Origin of the sequence: [Bacillus] caldolyticus (genome assembly GCF_003595605.1) — a bacterium.
In the GTDB taxonomy this organism is placed as follows: domain Bacteria; phylum Bacillota; class Bacilli; order Bacillales; family Anoxybacillaceae; genus Geobacillus; species Geobacillus thermoleovorans.
In genome coordinates, this window is the sequence record NZ_CP025074.1 from 1,538,382 (window position 1) to 1,561,762 (window position 23,381).

The 23,381-nt window shown below is 53.0% G+C and carries 20 protein-coding genes and 2 pseudogenes; 15 read left to right on the top strand and 7 right to left on the bottom strand.

Features of this window, described 5'->3' with window-relative positions; genetic code table 11:
* Positions 1-7 precede the first annotated feature (7 nt).
* The 3 genes and pseudogenes from CWI35_RS08115 to CWI35_RS08125 form a co-directional block, all read left to right on the top strand.
* On the top strand, positions 8-1,438 hold the full coding sequence (locus CWI35_RS08115) for a LutB/LldF family L-lactate oxidation iron-sulfur protein (protein ID WP_011229898.1): 1,431 nt from the start codon (positions 8-10) through the stop codon (positions 1,436-1,438).
* Positions 1,435-2,157: a LutC/YkgG family protein gene (locus tag CWI35_RS08120; RefSeq protein WP_011229897.1), complete on the top strand. Its 723-nt coding sequence runs from the start codon at positions 1,435-1,437 to the stop codon at positions 2,155-2,157. Before CWI35_RS08115 ends, CWI35_RS08120 begins: the two co-directional genes overlap by 4 nt.
* Before the next feature lie 132 nt (positions 2,158-2,289).
* Positions 2,290-2,695: pseudogene (locus CWI35_RS08125) on the top strand (DDE-type integrase/transposase/recombinase); the annotation flags it as partial.
* 269 nt (positions 2,696-2,964) lie between these two features.
* Here CWI35_RS08125 and CWI35_RS08130 read toward each other — a convergent pair.
* Complete coding sequence (locus CWI35_RS08130; RefSeq protein ID WP_119877644.1) at positions 2,965-4,008, bottom strand: amidase domain-containing protein; 1,044 nt, start codon at positions 4,006-4,008, stop codon at positions 2,965-2,967.
* A 1,136-nt stretch (positions 4,009-5,144) separates the two neighbouring features.
* On the opposite strand from CWI35_RS08130, the gene CWI35_RS08140 reads away from it, so the two are divergent.
* Positions 5,145-5,603, top strand: coding sequence for a hypothetical protein (locus tag CWI35_RS08140; RefSeq protein WP_162924014.1), 459 nt, complete (start codon positions 5,145-5,147; stop codon positions 5,601-5,603).
* On the opposite strand, the gene CWI35_RS08145 is transcribed toward CWI35_RS08140, so the two are convergent.
* Positions 5,604-5,942, bottom strand: coding sequence for a hypothetical protein (locus CWI35_RS08145; RefSeq protein WP_047758454.1), 339 nt, complete (start codon positions 5,940-5,942; stop codon positions 5,604-5,606).
* Between the two features lie 278 nt (positions 5,943-6,220).
* A complete protein-coding gene (locus tag CWI35_RS08150; RefSeq protein WP_081130915.1) occupies positions 6,221-7,276 on the bottom strand; it encodes an RNA-guided endonuclease TnpB family protein in 1,056 nt (351 codons plus the stop codon).
* Positions 7,277-7,567: 291 nt separating this feature from the next.
* Between CWI35_RS08150 and CWI35_RS08155 the strand changes: the two are divergent.
* Positions 7,568-8,734 (top strand): annotated as a pseudogene (locus tag CWI35_RS08155) (IS4-like element ISGka3 family transposase); the annotation flags it as partial.
* A 904-nt stretch (positions 8,735-9,638) separates the two neighbouring features.
* On the opposite strand, the gene CWI35_RS08160 reads toward CWI35_RS08155, so the two are convergent.
* The 4 genes from CWI35_RS08160 to hutP form a co-directional block, all read right to left on the bottom strand.
* Positions 9,639-10,571 carry a D-2-hydroxyacid dehydrogenase gene (locus CWI35_RS08160; protein WP_119877646.1) on the bottom strand — a complete coding sequence of 311 codons (933 nt, stop codon included), beginning with the start codon at positions 10,569-10,571 and terminating at the stop codon, positions 9,639-9,641.
* Positions 10,572-10,594: 23 nt separating this feature from the next.
* Positions 10,595-11,323, bottom strand: coding sequence for a TerC family protein (locus tag CWI35_RS08165; protein WP_171011207.1), 729 nt, complete (start codon positions 11,321-11,323; stop codon positions 10,595-10,597).
* A gap of 343 nt (positions 11,324-11,666) precedes the next feature.
* Positions 11,667-13,181, bottom strand: a complete 1,515-nt coding sequence (gene hutH / locus CWI35_RS08170; protein WP_011229889.1) for a histidine ammonia-lyase — start codon at positions 13,179-13,181, stop codon at positions 11,667-11,669.
* A 119-nt stretch (positions 13,182-13,300) separates the two neighbouring features.
* Positions 13,301-13,747, bottom strand: coding sequence for a histidine utilization transcription antiterminator HutP (hutP, locus tag CWI35_RS08175; protein ID WP_014194867.1), 447 nt, complete (start codon positions 13,745-13,747; stop codon positions 13,301-13,303).
* Positions 13,748-14,020: 273 nt separating this feature from the next.
* Between hutP and CWI35_RS08180 the strand changes: the two genes are divergently transcribed.
* The 10 genes from CWI35_RS08180 to CWI35_RS08225 all read left to right on the top strand — a co-directional run bounded on the left by CWI35_RS08180 (position 14,021) and on the right by CWI35_RS08225 (position 23,378).
* Positions 14,021-14,866 carry an SPFH domain-containing protein gene (locus tag CWI35_RS08180; RefSeq protein WP_047757530.1) on the top strand — a complete coding sequence of 282 codons (846 nt, stop codon included), beginning with the start codon at positions 14,021-14,023 and terminating at the stop codon, positions 14,864-14,866.
* Positions 14,867-14,881: 15 nt separating this feature from the next.
* Complete coding sequence (locus CWI35_RS08185; RefSeq protein WP_014194864.1) at positions 14,882-15,058, top strand: type II toxin-antitoxin system antitoxin; 177 nt, start codon at positions 14,882-14,884, stop codon at positions 15,056-15,058.
* Positions 15,059-15,150: 92 nt separating this feature from the next.
* Complete coding sequence (locus CWI35_RS08190) at positions 15,151-15,375, top strand: hypothetical protein (RefSeq protein ID WP_014194863.1); 225 nt, start codon at positions 15,151-15,153, stop codon at positions 15,373-15,375.
* Between the two features lie 4 nt (positions 15,376-15,379).
* Positions 15,380-17,635, top strand: a complete 2,256-nt coding sequence (locus tag CWI35_RS08195; RefSeq protein WP_023633774.1) for a molybdopterin oxidoreductase family protein — start codon at positions 15,380-15,382, stop codon at positions 17,633-17,635.
* Positions 17,628-18,071, top strand: a complete 444-nt coding sequence (locus CWI35_RS08200) for a hypothetical protein (RefSeq protein ID WP_014194861.1) — start codon at positions 17,628-17,630, stop codon at positions 18,069-18,071. Before CWI35_RS08195 ends, CWI35_RS08200 begins: the two co-directional genes overlap by 8 nt.
* A gap of 2 nt (positions 18,072-18,073) precedes the next feature.
* Positions 18,074-19,102 (top strand): XdhC family protein, encoded by a 1,029-nt coding sequence (locus tag CWI35_RS08205; RefSeq protein ID WP_014194860.1) that lies wholly within the window; start codon positions 18,074-18,076, stop codon positions 19,100-19,102.
* Positions 19,099-19,737: a xanthine dehydrogenase accessory protein PucB gene (gene pucB, locus CWI35_RS08210; RefSeq protein ID WP_023633775.1), complete on the top strand. Its 639-nt coding sequence runs from the start codon at positions 19,099-19,101 to the stop codon at positions 19,735-19,737. The genes CWI35_RS08205 and pucB overlap by 4 nt, the downstream gene beginning before the upstream one ends.
* Positions 19,724-22,051, top strand: a complete 2,328-nt coding sequence (locus tag CWI35_RS08215; protein WP_119877647.1) for a xanthine dehydrogenase family protein molybdopterin-binding subunit — start codon at positions 19,724-19,726, stop codon at positions 22,049-22,051. Before pucB ends, CWI35_RS08215 begins: the two co-directional genes overlap by 14 nt.
* Complete coding sequence (locus tag CWI35_RS08220) at positions 22,038-22,880, top strand: FAD binding domain-containing protein (RefSeq protein WP_011229882.1); 843 nt, start codon at positions 22,038-22,040, stop codon at positions 22,878-22,880. Before CWI35_RS08215 ends, CWI35_RS08220 begins: the two co-directional genes overlap by 14 nt.
* A 21-nt stretch (positions 22,881-22,901) precedes the next feature.
* Positions 22,902-23,378 (top strand): (2Fe-2S)-binding protein, encoded by a 477-nt coding sequence (locus CWI35_RS08225; protein ID WP_011229881.1) that lies wholly within the window; start codon positions 22,902-22,904, stop codon positions 23,376-23,378.
* The last annotated feature ends 3 nt before the right edge of the window (positions 23,379-23,381 follow it).

Here is a 23,381-nt window from a genome sequence, read left to right on the forward strand (position 1 = left end):
AGCGAACATGCCGATGAAAATCGAAAACGGGCCGTTTTGGAAACGGGTCCGAGAGAACTTGGACAACGACTTTATGCGCGGGGCGGTCGCTGGCATGCAAGACCGCGGCTATGTGCGGCGGCTTGGCGTCATCGAAGAGCTCGGCCATTGGGAAGAGTGGCGGTCGCTTGCTGAACAAATCCGCAAGCATACGCTCGAAAACTTGGACTTTTATTTAATGCAGCTCAGTGAAAACGTTGCCAAACGGGGCGGCCACGTCTTTTTCGCCCAAACAGCCGAAGAGGCGAACGAATACATCCGCCGCGTCGCTTTGGAAAAGCAAGCGAAAAAAATCGTCAAATCGAAATCAATGGTGACAGAAGAAATCAACTTAAATCCGGTGCTTGAGGCCATCGGCTGTCAAGTGGTCGAAACCGACCTCGGTGAGTACATTTTGCAGATTGACGACCATGACCCGCCGTCGCATATCGTCGGTCCGGCGCTCCATAAAAACAAAGAGCAAATCCGCGATGTCTTTCAACGGAAGCTGGGCTATACGAAATCGTCCGACCCCGTTGAGCTTGCGCGCCACGCCCGTGAAATGCTGCGGCGCGACTATTTGACGGCTGACATCGGCATCACCGGCTGCAATTTCGCCATCGCTGAATCGGGATCGATCACGCTTGTGACGAACGAAGGCAACGCCGATTTGGTGACCGCATTGCCGAAAACGCAAATTACCGTCATGGGGATGGAGCGGATCGTGCCGACGTTTGAGGAGATGGAAGTTCTCGTCAGCATGTTGACACGCAGCGCCGTCGGACAAAAATTGACGAGCTACATCACCGTTCTCACCGGTCCGCGCGATGAAGGCGACGTCGACGGTCCGGAAGAATTCCATCTCGTCATCGTCGACAACGGGCGTTCATCAATTTTAGGCACGGAGTTTCAACCGGTGCTGCAGTGCATCCGCTGCGCGGCTTGCGTCAACGTCTGCCCGGTCTACCGCCATATCGGCGGCCATTCGTACGGTTCCATTTACTCCGGCCCGATCGGCGCGGTCTTGTCGCCGCTGTTGGGCGGCTACGACGACTACAAGGAGCTTCCGTACGCCTCCTCGCTGTGCGCCGCCTGTACCGAGGCGTGCCCGGTGAAAATCCCGCTTCACGAGCTGCTCATCAAGCATCGCCAAATCATCGTCGAGCGGGAAGGAAAAGCGCCGGTCGCAGAAAAACTGGCGATGAAAGCGTTCCGCCTCGGGACCGCCTCACCGTCATTGTACCGGTTCGGCACGAAGTTGGCACCAAGCGCCTTCGCCCCGTTTGCCGAAGACGGGCGCATCACAAAAGGCCCCGGCCCGCTGAAAGCATGGACGGAAAGCCGCGAATTTCCGGCGCCGAGCAAAGAACGGTTCCGTGACTGGTTCCAAACACGCCAAAAAGGAGGGAATCCGTCATGACGCGTGGTGCTATTCACAACCGTGACGCGTTTTTAGAACACATCGCCCATCGCCTCGGGAGAGCTCCCCGCCTGTCCGGCGTCTCCCGGCCGCAATGGAGCAATCAGCCGCAATGGAAAGTCTTGGCTGGCTATAGCCAAGACGACTTGCTGAACGTGCTGCAAAAACAATGCGGATTGATCCATACCGATTACATCGAGACGACAAGCGCCGAACTGGCCGGCGCGCTGAGGCGGCAAGTGGCCGCCTATGGCGGCGGTCCGGTCATCGTGCCGGATGACCCGCGCTTTGCCGAGTACGGGCTGTCCGCCTTGCTTCGCGACGAATGGCCCGCGGAACAAACGACCGTCCATATTTGGAATCCGGCGCTTGGACGCCAAAACATTGACGCCGCCGAGCAGGCGAACGTCGGCATCGCCTTCAGCGACATCACGCTCGCGGAATCAGGGACAGTCGTGTTGTTTTCGCGCAATGAACAAGGGCGGGCCATTCACTTTTTGCCGAAAACATATATCGCCATCGTCCCGAAAAGCACGGTCGTGCCGCGCATGACGCAAGCGGCGGCGGTCATTCACGAGCAAATCGAAAAAGGCGGGCTCGTCCCGTCGTGCATCAACTTCATCACCGGCCCGAGCAACTCGGCCGACATTGAAATGAACTTGGTCGTCGGCGTCCACGGGCCGATGAAAGCGGCGTATATCGTCGTCACCGACCGTTGACCAAAACGAAACGGTGCCCATTCTCGATCATAGGGCACCGTTTTTCGTCAATATTGCCGGCTCACATCGACCGCATTGTCAAGCGGTTCGCCGGCTTTTAATGAGGCAAACGCGGTCCAATAGCTGCCGGCCATCCTAGACGACTTGTCGTTTGTCGTCGACGACAATCCCCTTTACCTGCTGGTGCAGCACTTCTTTGCCCAGCACGGGATCCTGTTCGATGTCCGCCAAGTGATCGGCTGACCAACGAGGATCCGGTGTCCGAGGAGTTCCGTCCACTCAAAACCACATTGAGCGATTCAATCGGACGTTTCAAGGCAGCTGCTGATCGACTCACGGATTTGGGGCGGAAGAAGGCTCGGTGTCCTTTTTTGTCACACTGTTTGTGGCGTATTTCAACTTCCTGCGCCCACACAGCGCGCTCGAAGGCCGGGTGCCGGTCGTCATCCCGGAACTGGCGGATCTTCCGCCTGTGCCAACCCGGTGGACGAAACGGATCGCCATGGCACAAGCATTTCTCCAACAAGAGGCGCCCTGACTTTTTTGTTCGCTGGAGCCCGTTGAACAGAACTCCTGCCGGATTCGGCGAAGCGAACCCTTGACCAACCGAACACCGCCAAGGGGAAAATGCGGCAAGGGCAAGGGCGGCTTTCCTATGCCCTCTTTTTTGTCCCCGTCGCCCTTGACGACGCTTTCTCACCTTTGGCGGGTGTTGGTCAAGGGCGAATCCGGCTCCCAGGATGCCTCACGATGCTCCATGGGATGGCATGTGTGGAGTTTTCATCAAACTTTTGACGCTACCCTGTCTTATGCAATAAGTGGTCCATAATAAATCTTAATCACTCTTAATCTTGTATAATAACTGCTTGACTCAAATGCATCAATTAAACTATAATCAAGTCTTGCACTTGAATGTCCACAATAAAGAATGTCATAAGTTCCTCGCTCTGATCTCCATACCCTCTTAGTTGCATATACGGTGTGAGAATATCGAAGTTTTGTGATATTATAGAACTGTATTACATCACCAACTGTTGCATTATTAGCCGCATTGCCAGCCTCATCTCCTGAACTATACTCATAACTGTTGAAACCTTTTTTGTCAACAAGATAATCATGAAATGCCTCTACTTGTATCCAAGCGTTCGTATAAGGTTTCCATGTAGAATCTGTTTTGAATCCAGCAGCGTATAAGATCTGTGAAACAAAATTTGTACAATCATTATCATACTTTTTATATTCCGGATTGTAGGATAAGGCCCATTTTCTAGCATACTCAACAGCTTTGTCGAGAGATGTCGATTCGATAGCTGTCGAATAAAACATTTGAGTCGACGCTAAACTTGTTCTATTTTGCGTTTCATCTACAGAATATTGAGATATTGAGTCTTGTAGCTTTTTTGAGAGTTTAGCTTTTTCTTTTACAGGAATTTTGTTCTTCTTGAACATATCATAAAAATTCTTATTATAGTTTAGGTCATTAATGGCAGACTCGTTGGGAGCGCCAAGTTCATCATAGATATCCTTAGTGATTTTCCAAGCATCTTTGATATTTTCTATGACTATGATATGTTCTATTTCTTCAAGATAAGTATATGGTTCAAATTCATCTTTTTGAAAAGTAAGCTCTGTATTTGATAAGATATGCGCCACAATTCTCCCATTCTCAAGTTTAGTCTCAATATTTGATATGCTTAATTTATAGCCTAGTACTTTTTTGTTGATTTCACTATAAAAATCGATTTTGTATTGAATTGTTTCCTTTAAAATGTCTAATAAATATTTATCAGCTACTATATCATCAAAATTACTCACTTTAGAATCTTGTAGCGAAGAATATTGTCGATCCATATAATCTTTTAGGCTATTCACCAAAAGTTGTACTTGACTATCTCAGATCATGTCTTACTTGCACCCATAGAAAAAAATCAGCAAATCATACATGATTGACGGATTAAGAAAACACCTCGCTTACCATGTACATGTTGTGTTAACGCGCCAATAATTTTCGATTTACCAGAAAAATTGGTAAATAACATAATATAAAAACAATATACTATTAATGATAAGCGTAACAAACAAGATTTTGTGGATAGTTGTTTTTCTCTCTCTAACCCCCAAAAACTTAATTTGGAAAAATAAAAGTAGGATATTGAGAAAGGTAGGAACTAAAGTATAAAAATACCTTTCATCACTAATTGATACTACGCTTGGATTAAACCAATAAATGAACGCATCAGAATTTTGAATCATCAAGCTGAATAAAATAATAAACCATGAAATAACTAACAAGAGAACCTTCATGAATATTCCACTTTTTTCAGAAAATCTAAGTTTCATAAAAGTAAAATGCCACCTACCTTATAATGATTTGGATTAGTCATGCCTTTTTCTTGTTGCTGTTGCAACACCCCTTTTTTCATAAAACATCATCATAATCTTATACATTTCTTTTTTCGAAATGATTCAAAGAAATCGAACCTGATCAAGCGATTAAACAAATGTTGTTGCACACCCCGTATAATCGCCGCAACCCAAGTGCTGTTTCAAAAAACCATTAACCGATCCATGTTCGTGATTACTGTCTTTTTCTCACTAATTAACTGTAGATGAGCAAATTCGCCAACATAAATTGACATCGAAACAAAATGGGATGTACGCCGTCCCGTTTATGTGCTGATGGACTCGTAGTATCCATCGCAGGCGCTCGTGAAAGCTTGTCTATATAGATGCAATTTAAAGCTTTAACATTTATAGCTTTTACCGGTCATTGGATCGACTGTCGGGTGACCGAACAACGCCGCTTCCAGACCCATGTATGGGTCTGTGAAGCGGGTCGTTGTTCGGTCTTCCGTCACGCTAAGGCGTGACGAAGGCAAGCTACAGGCTTGCCTTCGACAGTCAAAAATAGACAAGCCGCTTTTCCGTTAAGGATATGTTAAACGCTTTCGTTGCATCTATATAAAAAAGGATTTCACGTCATCGCCATGCTCAAAACGAACCGCATTCTCTATCCGAACGACATCGCCGTCCAAGCGAAGCAGTTGGCCCGCTCTATCGAACCAGACGACACTCTTCGCTGGGTTGTGCCTCCCCAGCCTGAGTGTGATCGTGGGCATGGCTTCGCCCCCTTTTCTTTTAAGATTCCACACCTAAAGAGAAAAATGGTGGCTCGAAGCCATCCTCTTAAGGGATTGCCGAGCAATGCCGTCTTTCATCCCACGATTGAAACCGTGGGCTTTCAGACGGCTTTTTCTGTAAATTTCAACAGGATTTCTAACATTCCTTCTTCCTTTCACAATGATGCCATAGAAAAGAGGCGTCCCATTGTGTTTTGGAGACATCTTTTTCCTTCAATATTGCCGGCTCACATCGACCGCATTGGCGAGCGGCTTCCCGACTTCGATGCGGCAAAAGTGGTTGTTCGCAACGGTTTGACGTCTTGATCAATTCGGGTGGAACGGACTGACAGACACTTTCGCGTGATTTTTCACATCCGTAACGACCAGCAAAATCTGCCTTCCCTTCTTCTCATACACGAAAGCTGACCCCCACCTGTCAACTTGAGTCCATTGACGTTTCTCCAATTCGTCAAGATAATAGTCAGCCACTTCCTCCGCCGAAGAAGACGCAACAACAAACTCCACCCGTTCATCCACCGAACGAATGTCACTCGCTTGTGGATGCAGCGGGATGTCTTGATACCCTGGCACAGTCTGTTGCTGCTGACATCCTGAAAAAAAAGCAATTACAAGGATTAAAACCAACGGGATGCATATGCGCACTTCATCCTCCTCCGCTCCCACAGCTTAAGCAGAATCTTAGCTTTGAAATGCGTCCATAGCAGACTGGATTGTTGCTGGATTATCTATCATCGCACTTCTTAGTTAGTTCACCCAATATTGACACTCCACACGCCTAAAGGCGTGGGATTCTTGGGTCGTTCGCGTCCTCATCCATTTCTGGTTCGGACCACGCCCAAGTTCAGGGGTGTGCCATCACCCCGTCCCATCGGGTTAAGATGTACCCCAATGGGCGGCGCACCTGTGACCAGTGCGCTAGGTTAGGCGGCGAAGCCCGAAATCGCTTTGGCGATGTTGATGGCGCCATTTAAGTCGGCGTGGAGGGTGTATCCGCACTTTTGGCATCGGAAGCGGATGCCGTTTCGGTTCGCTTTCTCTCGATAACCACATTTACACGTTTGGCTTGTGTAGGTTGGATTCACCCACTCAACGCGAATGCCCGCCATTTCGGCTTTATAGGCAATCATCATTTGCAGTTGATGAAACGCCCATGAATGAAGGCTTCGCCCCGCTTCTTTGGGCGATGCTGCCCGTTTCCGAATGCCCGTCAAATCTTCCATCCGAATCACGCCAACACCGTTGGCGAGCGCAAAGTTGACGATTTGACGGCTGATTTTGTGGTTGACATCCTTCATCCAACGGGATTCTTTACGCCCGATTTTACGAATCATATGGAGCTTTTTGGCTTTGCCCAACGTTCGCCGCAAAGCCGCATAGCGTCGGCGAATGAAGGCGCATTCGTTCCCTTTAAAAAACAACGATTTCGTTCCCACGCTGGCAACGGCGATATAGCGAAGCCCAAGGTCAACCCCCATCACCTTTGTTTCGTGTCGCGGCTCCACGTCAAAGGTGATCGCGATCGCCAAGTACCATTTCTTTCTCTTTTTGTAGAGCTTGGCTGCCCCTTGTTTGGCGGTTCCGTTAAGCAGCCGATTCAGCCACGCTTCTTGATAGGGGCGCGTGACGACCGGCACGCCGATTCGCTTCTCGAGTGTGGGGAAGGAAACCGTGTAGAACGCTCCTTTTTTTTCCACCTTTACGTTTTGATTGTTAAAGCAACACCATAATGTTCGAAACTTCTTTGTTTTCTGGTTTTTCTTTTGGGACTTCACTTCTCGAATCGTCTGATTCACGACGGCGGAAGGAAACCGCTGCGACGAAAACTCTTTAAAAATTTTGCTCGTCGCTTGATTCAGCTCGGGATGATTCAACAGCCAATTCGCAAACGCGGTATTCACTTCTGTCATCCGTTCATACATGCCCTGTTTCACTTTCGTTGGGTTGTGCAGCTCCAGCCTTAGCGTGATGGTCGGCATGGATTCACCTCCTTGTGGCGATTACAGGATACCATTTTTTTCAGAATCATTCAATATTAAGAAAACGGCTCGCTTTCATGGAGCTGACCCAAAAGGCCGTCTGTCTTCAGGATAGGCACAAAATATAGTACAGAAGAAGCAGTCAGTGCGTATATATAGAGACGAAAGAGGGTGTCCCGATCCTTTTGGGACACCCTCCATAGCCATCAAGTTAAGAAAACAGGAATAAATATATGCCTCATTTGACCATCCTTTTGAAGACCTCATAATGTCTTAGAAAGGGTGGTTTTTTTGAAGACGTCCTTATCTCTCCAAGAAGAATGGCATTGTTTTTTAGACGGATTAAGAAGCGTGTTATCGTGCGAAGAACTTGAACATATGGCCCGAGATCATCAATTTATTCAACGAAAGGGGAAGTCACGCGCCCATGATTTCGTGGCACTTTGCACATTTCTCCAGGAAGGAGGCGGTCAAAAATCATTGGTGCAGCTTTGCAGTGCTCTAGCTCTCAAGCAAAACACCTCTCTGAGTGCGGAAGGGCTCAATCAACGGTTTCATGAAAAAGCGGTGAGTTTCCTCAAAGCGGTGTTTGAAAAACTGCTCATTCATCAGACTCAGGAGGCCCGTCGCTTATGTCCAAGACATTCGCTGTTTCTCCGGATTCGCATTCTCGATTCCACGTCGTTTCAACTGCCTCCTGAAATCCAGGGGATTTACGAGGGATGTACGGGGCCTGGGGTGAAAATTCAGCTGGAATATGAATGGCTAGAAGGGAAGGTTCTCCATGTGGACGTCGAAGATGCCCGTCATCACGACGCCGCCTGCGGAGCGTCCCTTCTATCGACCATCCAAGAGGGAGACCTTTGTTTGAAAGACTTAGGCTATTTTTCGCTTGAGGGATTGCAAGCCATTCATGACGCCGGGGCCTTTTATATTTCACGGCTCAAACACAATGTAGGGATTTACCAAAAAGAAGGGGACCGATTTCGAAAATGGGAACCAGAGGATTTCCTTGCGGTGCTGCAACCGGGAGAAACCATGGAACTGGAACATGCGTATGTCAGTGGAAAGAAAGTTCATCAACCGCGGCTTATTGTGTATCGGCTGACAGAAGAACAGGAGCGACAGAAGGAAGGACAATGGAAACAGAAGGCGAAACAAAAAGGGGCCGCGTACGTGACGCGACGCCCCCACCCAATATATGTATATATCACCAATATTCCAGCGATTTATACCTCTTTGCACGAAATTCATACGCTGTATTCTCTTCGCTGGCAGATTGAGGTGGTATTTAAGACATGGAAATCCCTGTTTCACATTCATCGATTCAAACCGATGAAAGGGGCTCGCTTTCAGTGCCACCTGTATGGAACATTGATTGCCTTATTGATCAGCTCCACTGTCATGTTTAAAATGCGGGAATGGCTCTATCGAAAACAGAAAAAGGAATTGAGCGAATCCAATTCAGTTGAGAAACACACCGCAGAGCCATCCTAATCTCGTGGATCACCTCCTCTTTTAATGACAGCTATATAGTAGCTATATACATGCAACAAGAAGAGTTAACCTCTCCGTTATCCTGCACACCCTAAGCGTTGCAACACTTCCTTTACAGATCCTGCGGGCTCAATCTACAAGCTGAGCCACGGGGGGGAGGAAGTTAGTTGAAGGAGAAGGCAAATGTTCATTTTTCCATGAGCATGTATATAGTCAATGACAATGAGTTAAACCTGCTGGATGCCTAGTTAAGAAAGGTGGGTTCCGTGGTCATTGTGGAATCGCAAAGGGATGTGGAAACAAGTTGCGTTTTCAGCAGATCATCACAATTGATTATGATATATGAGAAAGTTGAACTCAAATGGCAATAAAACTCGTGAACTACCGTTCGAACCCTAGAAAGACGGATTGAAAGGAGAAGCGAAACACTCCTGCTTGCAAGGACGGCCACTGCCAACGCCAGCCACTCGCCCTTGCTTTTCGCCTTCCCTATTTTCCAATCCATAGATTATTTAACTATTGTTATCATAACAAAACTGAATTTACCAAATCAACTGCATTTTCCGCAATGGGACAGATTTTTTTCAATGTTCCCCCTTTTGCCAACAACGGCGACTCGATTCGCTTGTTTTATGAGACAAAGGCCAACAACATCGCAGCCGAATATACGTGGGACGCACCGGGCCGCCCGCTCCCCCTGATCAGCGAAAGATTGTGGAAGGTTTGGGCATGGACGAAAGCATTGACATTGAATGTCACAAGGAGGGAAGAGCGATGGCCAAAAAAGAGCTGTCATCGCTCGTTGTGCTGGTCAAAAAAATTACTAAAAAACCTTTGTGACGCGGTTAAGACGCGAAATGCCGGTTCAATACCGCCGGCTCACATCGACCGCATTGGCGAGCGGTTCGCCCGTTTCGATGCGGCGGAGCGTGTCTAAAACGCTATGGGCGGCGGCGTCAACTGATGTCAGCGCCGCGATATGCGGGGTGATGATGACATTCGGATGAACCCAAAGCGGCGAGTGCGGCGGCAGCGGCTCTTCTTCGAACACATCGAGCACCGCCAGGCGGACATTTCGGTTTTCCAAGGCGCCGACAAGCGCCGTCTCATCAACCGTCGCCCCACGCCCAACATTGATAAAGCCCGCGTTGTGCAAACAGGCAAAAAACGTCTCGTCAAAGAGATGATGCGTTTCCTCTGTCAGCGGAAGCGCAGCGATCACCCAATCAGCGCAAGCAAGCGCTTCCCCCGCCTCTTCATGGCGGCAAACAGCCGAAAACGGCGGCGTGTCTCGGCCGCTTCGCGATACGCCGATCGGCGAAACGCCGAACAGACGAAGCGTTTCCGCGATGCGCCGGCCGATCTCACCCGTCCCATAAATGACAATCCGCTGTTCACCAAGCCGTTTCGGAGCGAGCGGCTTCCACTGCCGCTGTTCTTGATACCATGCATACACGTCATGACATTGGGCGTCGCGCAATAAGTAGCTGAGGCAATATTCGGCGATCTGCTCGCCAAATGACCCGATCGTCCGCGTCAGCAACACGTTCTTCTTCCATTCCCGCTTCCACAAAAACGCGTCAACGCCCGCGCCGAGCGAATGCACCCAGCGCAAATTGGCGAGCGAAAACGGCCCGGCCGGACGAAAGCCGACGTACGCATCCGCCCAGGCGAAATCATTGGCCGTCAATTCTTCTTCCGCCACAAAGCGAAACTCTTTATCCGGCCGCTTGTTCGGGAGAAGGGCGGCAAGCTCGGCATAAAGCCTTCCCGTCACGAGAATGCGTCGGATGTTCATGGCATCACACCACCCCCAACCGCTCAAATCAACGTCCCTTCTTCACGCTCGGCCTTTTTATTCGTGATATAGCCAGCTGACACGACCAAAATCGTCACGCCGGCGGCAACCGCGTAGACGAACGGGCCATAAGAAAGGTGAAACCAATGCAGCACCCCTTCATCCCCCGCCATCATCTTTCCGGCCGTCCACGCCAAAATGCCGGAGCCAACGTACGCGATCCATCGATGTTGTTCCATCACCCGGACGATCGCTTTGGAGCCGAAAATCATAATCGGGATGCTGATGGCTACCCCGAGCGCCAGCATGCCAAGATGCCCTTCGGCCGCCCCGGCCACAGCAACAACGTTATCAAGGCTCATCACTGCATCGGCAATGATAATCGTCGCAATCGCCTTCAACAACCGGTCTGATGATTGTACGTTCGCTTCCTCTTCCCGTTCGACAAGCACTTTATAGGCGATCCATACAAGCAGCAATCCGCCAACGAAGTGAACGAACGGGATGTTCAGTAAAAAGACAATGATGGCTGCAAACAAGATGCGCAGCAACACCGCCCCCGCTGTTCCCCAAAAAATCGCTTTGTTTCGCTGGTCTTTCGGCAGCCGCCGCGTCGCCATCGCAATGACGACCGCATTATCCCCAGACAAAATGATATCAATCGCAATAATCTTCCATAACGCCAACAGCGCCGCGGCAGAAATTGTCAATGATATACCCACCCTTTCCCCTTTGTCTCTCTTCTTCATCATACTGCAAATTCGACTGGGGGACAACAATGGAATAGACTGTCAATGCTCTCGTCCTAACCAATTATGGGGAAGGCTCACTGCATCGTCCGAACTCCGTAGAAAAAGTTAGGGAAGCAAACCATCTTCACTGATGACTGCTTCCCTATCTCTAGCGGAAAAGGTCTATATAACTACCATTTTTTCAAACACCTATCCTTGAACGCTCTCACGCCTCTACGCCCACTATGCTTTGCCCTTCTTGAAAAAGCTGGTGATTCAAGGGGAAATGCTGTCCTCCAACAGTATTTCTCAAGTTGAAAAACCTTGCAACCCCACAACTTCCTGGCTCTTTCTCACTAGACTTCTAAGCTTTCGCTTCATCGCGGAGAAAGTGATGGTTTGCCCTTTCGCTCAACCACGCCGCCACCGCTTCAATGTCATCAGAAAAGACGCGGTCAGCTGTAATGGAGGAAACAATGCGGCGCGCCTTATGGTAAAACTGCCTCGTTGACGGGGCCATTCGCTCGATGCCGCGCGCTTCGACAGCCTGCAAAGCGCAAATGAGCTCAATCGCCAACACTTTTCGAGCGTTTTGCACGATCATGTACGCATGGCGGGCGGCGGTCGTTCCCATGCTGACATGGTCTTCCTGGTTGGCCGATGACGGAATCGAATCGACGCTGGCCGGATGGGCGAGCGTCTTGTTTTCCGACACGAGCGAAGCGGCGACATATTGCATAATCATCGCTCCCGACTGCAAGCCGGGCTGTGGGCTTAAAAACGGCGGCAAGCCTTCGCTAAGCTGCGGATTGACAAGCCGTTCGATGCGGCGTTCGCTGATGTTGGCCAGCTCCGCCACCGCGATTTTCAACAAATCCATGGCGATCGCAACGGGTTGGCCATGAAAGTTGCCGCCAGAGAGCGCCGTCCCGTCCGCAAAAATAAGCGGATTGTCCGTAGCAGCGTTCATTTCGATTTCAAGCGTTTCCTTCACATAACGAAGCGCCCTAAGCGACGCTCCGTGCACTTGCGGGAGGCAGCGGATGGAGTACGCATCTTGCACGCGCCGCTCCCCTTGCCTTGTTGTGAGTTGGCTGCCAGCTAAATAGCGGCGCAGCCGTTCCGCCACCTCCACCTGCTCCTGAAACCCGCGGGCTGCGTGGATGCGGGCGTCAAACGCGTCCACAATGCCATAAAGCGCCTCAATCGTCAGCGCCGCGATCCATTCACTGTCATACGCCAGTTGTTCCGCCTCTAAGTAAGCAAGGGCTCCGACGGCCGTCATCACCTGCGTGCCGTTAATAAGCGCCAGCCCTTCTTTTTCCTGAAGGGAAAGCGGTGAAATCCCCGCTTGTGAAAGCGCTTGGGCGGCAGGCATCCGCCGCCCTTGGTACATCGCCTCTCCCTCGCCGGCAAACGCCAGCGCCAAATGGGCGAGCGGCGCTAAATCGCCGCTGGCGCCGAGGGAACCTTGCTGCGGCACGATCGGATGGATGCCGGTGTTCAAAAATGCGAGCAACTGCTCAATGACCGCCGGACGCACGCCGGAATACCCTTTCAACAACGCATTCGCCCGCAAAAGAAGCATCGCCCTCACGACATCTTCGGCAAATGGCTCGCCGACGGCACAAGCGTGCGAGCGAAGAAGATTGATTTGCAGCTGTTCAAGGTCGCTTCCTTCAATGCGCACATCGGCGAGTTTGCCAAAACCCGTATTCACGCCATAGATCGTCCGTCCATTGGAGATCGCTTGTTCCACTGCCGCGCGGCTTTTCTCGACAGCCCTCATGCTTTCCTCATCGGCCGCCACCCGCTCCCGTTCATAGACAACACGTCTTACCTCATCGATCGTCAATGTATGCCCGGTCAATACGATCATCATTTCATCTCCCTTCGTTTGGTTTCTCAATCGAACGCCTGGGCAAACAAAAAAGGAGGCGCCCTGCCATATGGCAGCGTTCGCCTCCTCATGACTTATTGCTCTAGGCACTTACCGTCTTATATATGATTGATTCCGAGCCCGGCCGCCTCGTGCTCGAGCCCGCGCACCGGAGCGCCGATCGTCCCGTACAACGCAACGGCGATCCATTCCCCTTCGTTCGGCTGTTCATATGGCATACCGCGCACCACGGCGAAACGAAGGCCAGCGGTTCTCAACAAATCTCCTAACTCTACCTGCCCTCTCGTCACGCCATGCACTGCCTCTAAAATCGCATGGTATAAGGCGTGCATCTCACGGTACAAGCCACCGTCAACCACTCCATGCCGTTTCGCCGCCGTCTCAATTGCCGCGACGATTTTTTGCGGCTCCATCGCCCCGACCCGCCCTTGACAATAGCGCCAAGCGAGCGCCTCGAGCTGGCCGAGGGCCGCTTCTTCCTCTCCCTCGTCAAGCATCGCCAGCAAAAGCGCCAGCCGGCCGATGCGCGCTTGTCGTGTTTCCATTGCTTCTACACACCTATTGGTCTTTTTTTCTATTGTATGATGACAATGAATGCGATGTCAATTATGAATTTCCATTTTTTAGCACATTAAAACATTAACAGGCTGAACGATCGCCCTTTATGCTTCTGGATGGAAAATAGTTAGAAACATCTGCCTCGTGGCGAGCTATGGGCGAATCCCTCTTCTCGTCTTAACATGATCAATCCCTGTTTCCATTTTTTTGATTATATGATATCATATAAATATCAAATCGACACTATTAGGGGGATAGGTATGAGAGAACAAAAAGCATGGCGCATGGATGGATTTATCGGCATCGGATGCATCGCCCTTTTCGTTATGGCTGGTTTTGTCAGCCTCATTCAAGTGCAGCTCTTATTGGCCGTTTTCTGCTTCGCCCTTGCCGCCCTCTTGGCGACTGGCATCACGATCGTTCAGCCGAATCAAGCGAAAGTACTCACCTTTTTCGGCCGCTATTTCGGCACGATTCGCGACAGCGGGCTGTTTTTCACCGTGCCGCTCACCGTTCGAAAGAAAGTATCGCTGCGCGTGCGCAACTTCACGAGCAACAAGTTGAAAGTGAACGATGTTCAAGGCAATCCGATTGAAATTGCCGCCGTCGTCGTTTTCCGCGTCATTGATTCAGCCAAGGCTGTGTTCGATGTTGATGATTACGAACAATTCGTCGAGATTCAAAGCGAAGCCGCCATTCGCCATGTCGCGACAAAATATCCGTACGACACGTTTGAAGACGACAACGAGATTACGTTGCGCGGCAACGCCGATATTATTTCCGATGTTCTCGCCGCTGAGCTGCAGGAGCGATTGCGTGTCGCCGGAGTCGAGGTGATGGAAGCGCGCCTCACTCACTTGGCGTACTCCCCGGAAATTGCGAGCGCCATGCTCCAACGCCAACAAGCAGCCGCCATTTTGGCCGCCCGGAAAAAAATCGTCGAAGGCGCTGTCTCGATGGCGCAAATGGCGATTGAACAACTTGACAAAGAAAACATTTTAGAGTTAGATGATGAACGAAAAGCCGCAATGGTGAACAACTTAATGGTCGCGATCGTCTCCGAGCGCGCCACCCAGCCGGTGATCAATACCGGCAGTCTATATTAACGGTTGTGGAGTGCGATGGCAAAGAAAAAACAATTTCCCCTGCGCATTGACCATGAATTATATGCCGCGCTCGAACAATGGGCGCAGGACGAGTTTCGCAGCGTCAACGCCCAGATCGAGTTTTTGCTGAAGGAGGCAGCGAAGCGGGCCGGACGGCTCAGGAAAGGAAAAACGGATCAAAAAAGAAGCTAGCTGTCAACAGCTGGCTTCTTTGTTTTTCAGTCATGGGCATTTGTTACAGAAATATAATGATAGCAGAGCCTTTTTTGAAAGGGGGCGAACCGATGCCGCATTCGCTGCCGCCGCTTGCCTTTTGGCAGCTCATCACGCCGCCGTTTCGCGCTGAAACAGGTGTGCCGTCGTCACAGCTTCCCATCTACGCAGCAACGACGCCTGCACCTCCCCCGTTTTTGCCGTACCGTTCCATCCGCTACACATCTTCGTATCCATCGTACCAGCAGCTGCGAGCGATTATCACCACCGATCATTTATCCTTCGTGAGGAGATGACATTATGGCTTGGGAGACGCCGCGCGAAGATATGTGCGTATATACGCAAGGCGAAATTGACAAGTGGGTGTATTCCACTTGCGGCATTTGCTCGAACGGCTGCGGCTGCTACATCGCGGTCAAAGACAACCGCATCGTCGGCATTAAAGGCAATGTCCGCTACCCAGTCAACCGCGGTCGGCTCGGCCCGAAAGGAGAAAACCAATGGTGGGCGAACAACAGCCTTGACCGGCTGACCCGGCCGCTCATCCGCAACCGGAGCGGAACACTCGTACCGGCAAGCTGGAACGATGCCCTTTCGCTGCTGGTGGAAAAAACGAAAGAATTACTTTCCGCTCATGGCCCGGAGAGCATCGCGGTTTACCATAGCGGGCAGCTGTATTTAGAGGAATATTATACGATCGCGAAAATCACCCGCGCCGGTTTGCGCACCCACCACGTTGACGCCAATACAAGGCTATGCACGGCGACAGCCGAATGGTCGCTTATCCAAAGCTTCGGCGCCGACGGTCCTCCGGCCTGCCTTGACGATTTGGATGTTGCGGAAGTCATCGTATTTATCGGCCGGAACTCAAACGAGACGAATACCGTCCTCTGGGAGCGGGTACTCGATGCCCGGCGGAAGCGCGGCACCAAAATTGTGGAAATCGACCCGCGCCTTGACATCAGCCAAAAAATGGCTGACTTATCGCTCCGGCCGAAAAGCGGCACGAACGTCGCCGTCTTAAACGGGCTGATTCATTTGCTCATCGCCAACGGCTGGATCGACCGCGGCTACATCGAACGCTATACGGTTGGGTATGAGCAGCTCGAGCGAACGGCCGCCCGCTACACGCCCGAAGTGGTGGAACAAATTACCGGTGTGCCAGAACGCGATTTGCGAACGTGCGCCGAATGGATCGGCACGTCAAAAACAACCGTCACCGTACTGCTGCAAGGCGTCTATCAAAGCATGGACGCTACGGCCGCCGCCTCGCTCGTCAATTCGATGCACTTAATCATGGGCAAAATCGGCAAGCCGGGGTCGGGGCCGTTTCAGCACGCCGGGCAGCCGAGCTCGATGTCCAACCGCGAAGTCGGCGGCGCCGGCTTTTACCCCGGATACCGGAACGATGAAAACCCGAAACATTTGCAAGAAATCGCTGATTTATGGAATGTCGATGTCGAGACGCTGCCGGTCGGCCCGCAAACGCATGTCATGGAGATGCTTCGGCTGATCGAGGAAGGGCACATCCGCATGTTTTGGGTGATCGCCACCAATCCGGCCGTTTCGCTGCCGAACCGCAAGCGGGTGATCGAACTGCTCAAACAGGTGTTCCTTGTTGTCCAAGATCCGTTTTTCAACGAAACAGCCGAGTTCGCCGACCTCGTTCTCCCGGTCGCTTTATGGGGAGAAAAGGAAGGCACGATGACGAATTTGGAGCGGCGCGTCAACGTGCTTCGCAAGGCGGTCGACCCGCCGTTCGGCTTGCCGTCCGACTTGGAGCTGCTGATCGAATTTTCCCGGCGCATGGGGTTTCGCGACCGAAGCGGGCGTCCGCTCATCACCTACCGCACACCCGAGGAGGCATTTAACGAATGGCGCCTCGTCTCAAAAGGTCGTCCGTGCGACATGTCGGGCATGACCTATGAAAAAATCGAACGGCTTGGGGGCATTCAGTGGCCGTGCAACGAACAATATCCCGAAGGAAAAAAACGGCTGTACACCGACAACGTGTTTCCGACGGCTGTCGATGAGGCTGAGTCATACGGTCGCGACATGCGGACAGGACGGGCGCGGACGCGCGAAGAGTTCGCCGCCATCGGCGCCAACGGACGCGCCATTTTGTACGGGATCGACTGGTCGCCGCCGCTCGAATGGCCGGATCGGGAATACCCGTTTTGGCTGAATACCGGGCGCAACGTCTTCCATTGGCATACGCGGACGAAAACCGGGCGGGCTCCGCTTTTGCAGCTGTCGGCTCCGGAAGGGTATGCGGAAATTCATCCGGACGACGCCGCCCGCTTGCAGATCCAAATGGGCGACTGGGTGCGCGTCTCAAGCCGCCGCGGTGAAGTGATCGTTCGCGCTCGCCTCACCGACTCCGTGCTGCCGGGCATGGTGTTTCTTCCGTTTCACTACGGATCACTGCTTGAGCAGGAAGCGGCAAACGAGCTGACACTCGATACGTGGGATCAAGTGTCAAAACAGCCGCATTTTAAAAACGGCGTTTGCAAAGTCGAAAAATGGTTAGGGAGAGAACAGGATCGCGATGAATGAACAATGGGACAATCGAAAAGAGATAAGCGGTCTGCTCAGCGACATTCAAGCGGCCAATGAAACGATCCAGCAACAGCTGCGCCCATACGTGCAAGAACATCGGTATACCTATCCGCTTTTTCAACGGCTCGCCGCATTGGCCGAAGAACTCAGCGAACACGTCTCCACCCTTCTTAGCGGACCGCTTGAACGAAACGAAGCAAAATATCATCTAAGCGTGCTGTTTCGCACGGCCGAAGCCATGGCAGAAACGAACGAGATGCTCAAAGCGGTCGGTCGGTTCCACCCGAGCGTGCCGCTTCAAGCGCTCACGTACGCGCTGATGCGGCTCGTGCCGACGGTGGCTGCCGCTTACGGCCATTATGAAAGTTTATTGATCGTCACGCCGCGTTTTCAACAGCTTAGCCGCCTTTGGCGCCATGCGGAAGGAGGATAAGCATGGAAAGCTACTATGCCGCGCTCAATGCCATGGCCGCCGCGCCGAACGATGGTGTATTCGCCATCACGATTGACGTGGAAGGCTCGGCCTACCAAAAGGAAGGAACATGGATGTGGATCGGAGCAGACGGAAAGACAACCGGCTTATTAAGCGGCGGATGCCTCGAAGAAGCGGTGGCTGCGCATGCGATCGAAGTGCTGTCAAGCCGGCAGGCGGCGGCCCTATCGTTTGACTTGCGCACAGAAGATGACGGAGGGTGGGGGCAAGGAAGCGGATGCGACGGCGTCATCCATGTTTGGCTTGAGCCGGTCACAAACGAGACGAAACCGGATTGGCTTACGTTGAAACAGCGCCTTGACCGCGGCGAACATGTGCTGATGGCGCGAAGCATCGCTCATCCTAAGGAACCGCCGTTTTTCCAAAGCGAAACAGGGGAACGCTTCGGCGGCTATGTTTCACCGCCGAGGCCGGAATGGCTCAACGCGCTGCATGGCACCCCGTTTTTCCGCGGCCGGAACGGGGTGCAGGAAACAGATGACGGCGCGTTTTACATCCAACATTTTTGGCCAAAGCCGCGCCTCGTCATTTTCGGCGCCGGTCCGGACGCCCCGCCGCTCGTCGCGGCGGCCAAAGCGGCGGGATTTTCCGTTACCGTGAGTGATTGGCGCCCAGCGTTTTGCCACCCATCCCATGTTCCGGACGCCGACGCCTTCGTCATGGGCTTTCCGCATGAAACTGTTCCGCGGCTTCGCCTAAACGAGCGCGACTTTGTCGTCATCACGACCCATCAGTTTGAACGCGACCGCGAACTCGTTTCCTTGTTAGCCGACATGCCGCTCGCTTATCTGGGCGTGCTCGGTCCGCGGCGGCGCACGGACCGCCTCTTTCCTTCCGGCTCGACGCCTCCATTTGTCCGTTCGCCGGCAGGGCTTTCCATCGGCGCACGCGGTCCGTATGAGATCGCCGTTAGCATCACCGCCGAATTGATCAGCGTCCTTCGCGGGCGATCAACGGAGAGAGTATCATGAATGGCCCAACCATCGCTGTCATTTATTTGGCGGCTGGAGAAAGCCGGCGGATGGGAACGGATAAACGCGCTTTGCCTTGGGGAGAAAGCACGCTGGGGGCCGCCAGCCTTAAAGCGGCGCTTCGTTCCCGCCTTTCGCCCGTCATCGTCGTCGTTCCTCCGGACGATGCGCTCGCGTGGCTTCCAGACGAGCTTCGGAATCATGAAAACTGCCGCTTCACCCGTTGCGCTGACCATTGCCGTGGGCAGGCGCATTCGCTTGCCTGCGGCTTGCGGGAATCGCTCGCTAGCGGGGCGGACGCCGCTGTCGTATTGTTGGCGGACCAACCATTTGTCACTGCGGACGTAATCAATGCGCTTACCGACCTTTACCGCCGCCACCGTCCTGATTACGTCGCCTTCACCCGCTTCGGCACGCCGATGCCCCCAGTCATTTTTGGGAAACAAACGTTCCCTGCCTTGCTTGCTCTAAGGGGCGATGCCGGGGGGCGCACACTGTTTCACCATCCGCGTTGGCGCGGTCTCTTGTATGAAGGCGATGAGACGATCGGCATCGACATTGACACGATAGACGATTATAAGCGTGCCGTCATGGATCGAGAAGAAAAGGAGGGACGCCACCGTGGCCATCGGTAAAAGCATCATCCGCAAAGAAGCGTGGGATAAAGTGACCGGCCGGGCGAAATATACGAACGATTTCAAAGAACAGGGGATGCTTCATGCCGCTCTAGTAACAAGCCCATACGCCCATGCGCGCATCCTCTCGCTGGATGCACGCCGCGCGCTCGCCGTCCACGGCGTCCATGCTGTTGTGACCGGCGAAGGGCTTCCGCTCACCGGTGAAGACATGCGCGATCGTCCGCCGATCGCCGTCGACAAAGTGCGCTACTATGGCGAAGTCGTCGCCGTCGTCGTAGCCGATACGCTCGCGCAAGCCGAACAAGCGGCCCGCCTCGTCCGCGTCGTTTACGAACCGCTTCCAGCCGTCGGCTCGCCGCGCGAAGCGTTGAAAGAAGGCGCTCCATTATTGCATGAACATCTCGACCGCTATGAAAAAAACAAAACGACTCATCCTGAGCCAGGGACAAACGTCGCCCACCGGACAAAAATCCGAAAAGGCAACATTGAACAAGGGTTTGCTGAAAGCGACGTCATCGTCGAAACAAGCGTATCGTTCGCCCCTTCCGATCATATCGCGATGGAAACACGCTGCGCCACGGCAGAAATTTGGCCGGACGGCACGATCCATATTTCCGCCTCCTCACAGTCACCGTTTATGATCAAGAAGTTGCTTCATACGTATTTTGGCGAAGAAACCGGCAAAGTCATCGTCCATACGCCGCTTGTCGGCGGCGCCTACGGAGGAAAAGCGCCCGTCCAGCTTGAGTTGCTTGCCTACCTTGCCTCCAAAGCGGTCGGCGGCCGAAAAGTGAGCGTCTGGAACAGCCGCGAGCATGACATGGTCACTTCGCCCGTCCATATCGGTTTGGAGGCAACCGTCAAAATCGGCGCGACAAAAGAGGGCTTGTTCAAGGCCATGGAAATCTTATTTCTATTTGACGGCGGGGCTTATTCCGACAAGGCGATCGATGTCAGCCGCGCCGCAGCCGTCGATTGCACCGGCCCGTACCATGTCGAAAACGTCTTTTGTGATTCATTGTGCGTCTATACGAATCGCCCGTACGCGACGCCGTTTCGCAGTTTTGGCCATTGCGAACAGGCATTTGCCGTCGAGCGGGCCATCGATGAATTGGCACGAACGCTTCAACTTGACCCATGGGACGTGCGGCGCAAAAATGCCATCCGCCCGGGGCATACGACCCCGACGCAAGTGCGGCTCACAAAAAGCAACGTCGGCAACATATCAGCCTGCCTCGACCGGTTGCGCGAGCTGATGCGCTGGGACGAGTGGCAGCGCGTCGAAGTGGACGCTTATACGGTAAGAGCAAAGGGAATCAGCAGCGGCTGGAAAACATCGACGATCGACACAGATGCTAGCTCGGGCGTCATCTTAACGTTCAACTCCGACGGCAGCGTCAACGTCATCTCCGGCGTCGTCGAAATCGGAACCGGAACGAAAACGGTGCTCGCGCAAATCGTTGCTGAACGGCTGAAGATGGACGTCGATTGTGTCCATGTCAAAATGGATATTGATACGCAAACGACGCCGGAACATTGGAAAACAGTCGCCAGCCGCGGGACGTTTATGGCCGGACGTGCGGCGCTTGCCGCTGCCGACGACGCCATCCGTCAGTTAAAAGACATCGCCGCCTGCGTCTTGCGGGCCTCGCCGGACGATTTGGAAGTCGGATTCGGGCGCGTCTTTTTGCGCGATGACCCGGCCATCTTTCTTCTGATCAAAGACATCGCCTATGGCTACAAGTTTCCGAACGGCAACGCCATCGGCGGGCAAGTGATCGGGCGCGGCCACTACATTTTGCGCCACTTGACCCCGCTTGATCCGGAGACCGGCGCCGGCAAACCGGGACCGGAATGGGGCGTATGCGCCGAGGGAGTGGAAATTGAGTTCAACCGCCGCGACTACACGTATCGCATTGTCAAAGCGTATGCGGTCATTGATGCCGGCAAAGTGCTCAACCCAAAGGCAGCGCTTGGCCAAGCGATGGGGGCGATGAGCATGGGGCTAAGCTTTGCCAGCCGCGAAGGGTTTCTTTTTGACAACGAACAGCGCGTGTTAAACCCACAGTTGCGCACATACCGGCCGATTCGCTTCGGCGAACATCCAGAGTACATCGTTGAGTTTGTCGAAACGCCGCAAATCGATGCCCCATACGGCGCTCGCGGCATCGGCGAACATGGCTTGATCGGCATGCCCGCCGCCTTGGCCAACGCTTTGTCGCTCGCCGCCGGCGTGCCGCTTAACGAACTGCCGCTTGTGCCTGAACTCATTTGGCGGACACAGAAAGGGGACTCCTATGGTTCCGTTTGACTTTGCCTACTACCGGCCGCAGTCGATCGCCGAAGCGACAGCGCTGTTTGCGGCGCTCGAGCGGGATGGAAAACGACCGCTCTACTACGGCGGCGGCACGGAAATCATCACGTTGTCTCGGTTGAACCTTGTCCGCACCGCGGCCGTCATTGACATAAAATCGATCCCTGAATGTCGGTCGCTTGATGTCGACAATGGTTCTCTCGTGCTCGGAGCGGCGCTCTCCCTCGGCGAGCTCGAAGAAGCAAATCCGTTCCCGTTATTGACAAAAGCGGCGCGAGAAGTCGCCGACCGGACAGCGCGCAACCAAATTACGCTCGGCGGCAACATCTGCGGACAAATTTTTTACCGTGAGACCGCACTGCCGCTATTCGTCGCCGAGGCGGATGTCATCATCGCCGGACCATACGGCATCAGGCAATGCCGCTTCCTTGACTTGTTTCATCAACAGCTGCAGCTTGGCCGCGGTGAATTTGTCGTCCAGTTCAAGGTTGACCGTGCCACCGCCACCCTGCCCCATTTCCACCGCAAGCGCCGCAAGCAAGGGGAAGTCGGCTACCCGCTTGTGACGATTGCAGCGCTGAAAAAAGACGGGACGGTTCGCGTTGCCCTAAGCGGCATCTGCCCGTTTCCGTTTCGCTCGGCTGACGTTGAGGCGCACCTCAACGACCGGAACCGCCCAGTTGGTGAACGAATCCAAGCAGCGGTTGACGCCTTCCCGCGCCCGATTTTGCACGATATTGAAGGCTCAGCAGACTACCGGCTGTTCGTGGCCGCCCAGCTGCTTGAAGATATGCTTCGTGAGCTCGGAGACGGAGAAACCGTCTAAACAGGAGGTGAGCATGCGGACATGGAGGAAACGACAAAGCGGGAGCTTGTGCTGCACGTTAATGGAGAACGAAGATCGATCGTCACTCGCCAAGCCGAAACGCTGCTGTTTGTTTTGCGCGATGGGCTGGGGCTGACCGGGGCCAAGCCAGGCTGTTTGAACGGCGACTGCGGCGCCTGCACCGTCTTAGTCGACGGCACGCCAATCAAATCGTGCATGATGCTCGCGATTGAGACAGTCGGCAAAGAAATCACCACGATCGAAGGGCTTGATGATGCCCCCATTCAGCACGCCTTCGTCCGCCACTTCGCCTTTCAGTGCGGCTATTGCACTCCTGGATTCATTATGAACGCCCACGCACTCATCGAGCGGCATCCGGGCGCGGATCAAGCGACGATTCAAGAATGGCTGGAGTCCAATATTTGCCGCTGCACGAGCTATCAGGAGATCGAGGCAGCGGTAAAAGAAGCGCTTGAAGCAAAAAAAGCGGACATATAGCCT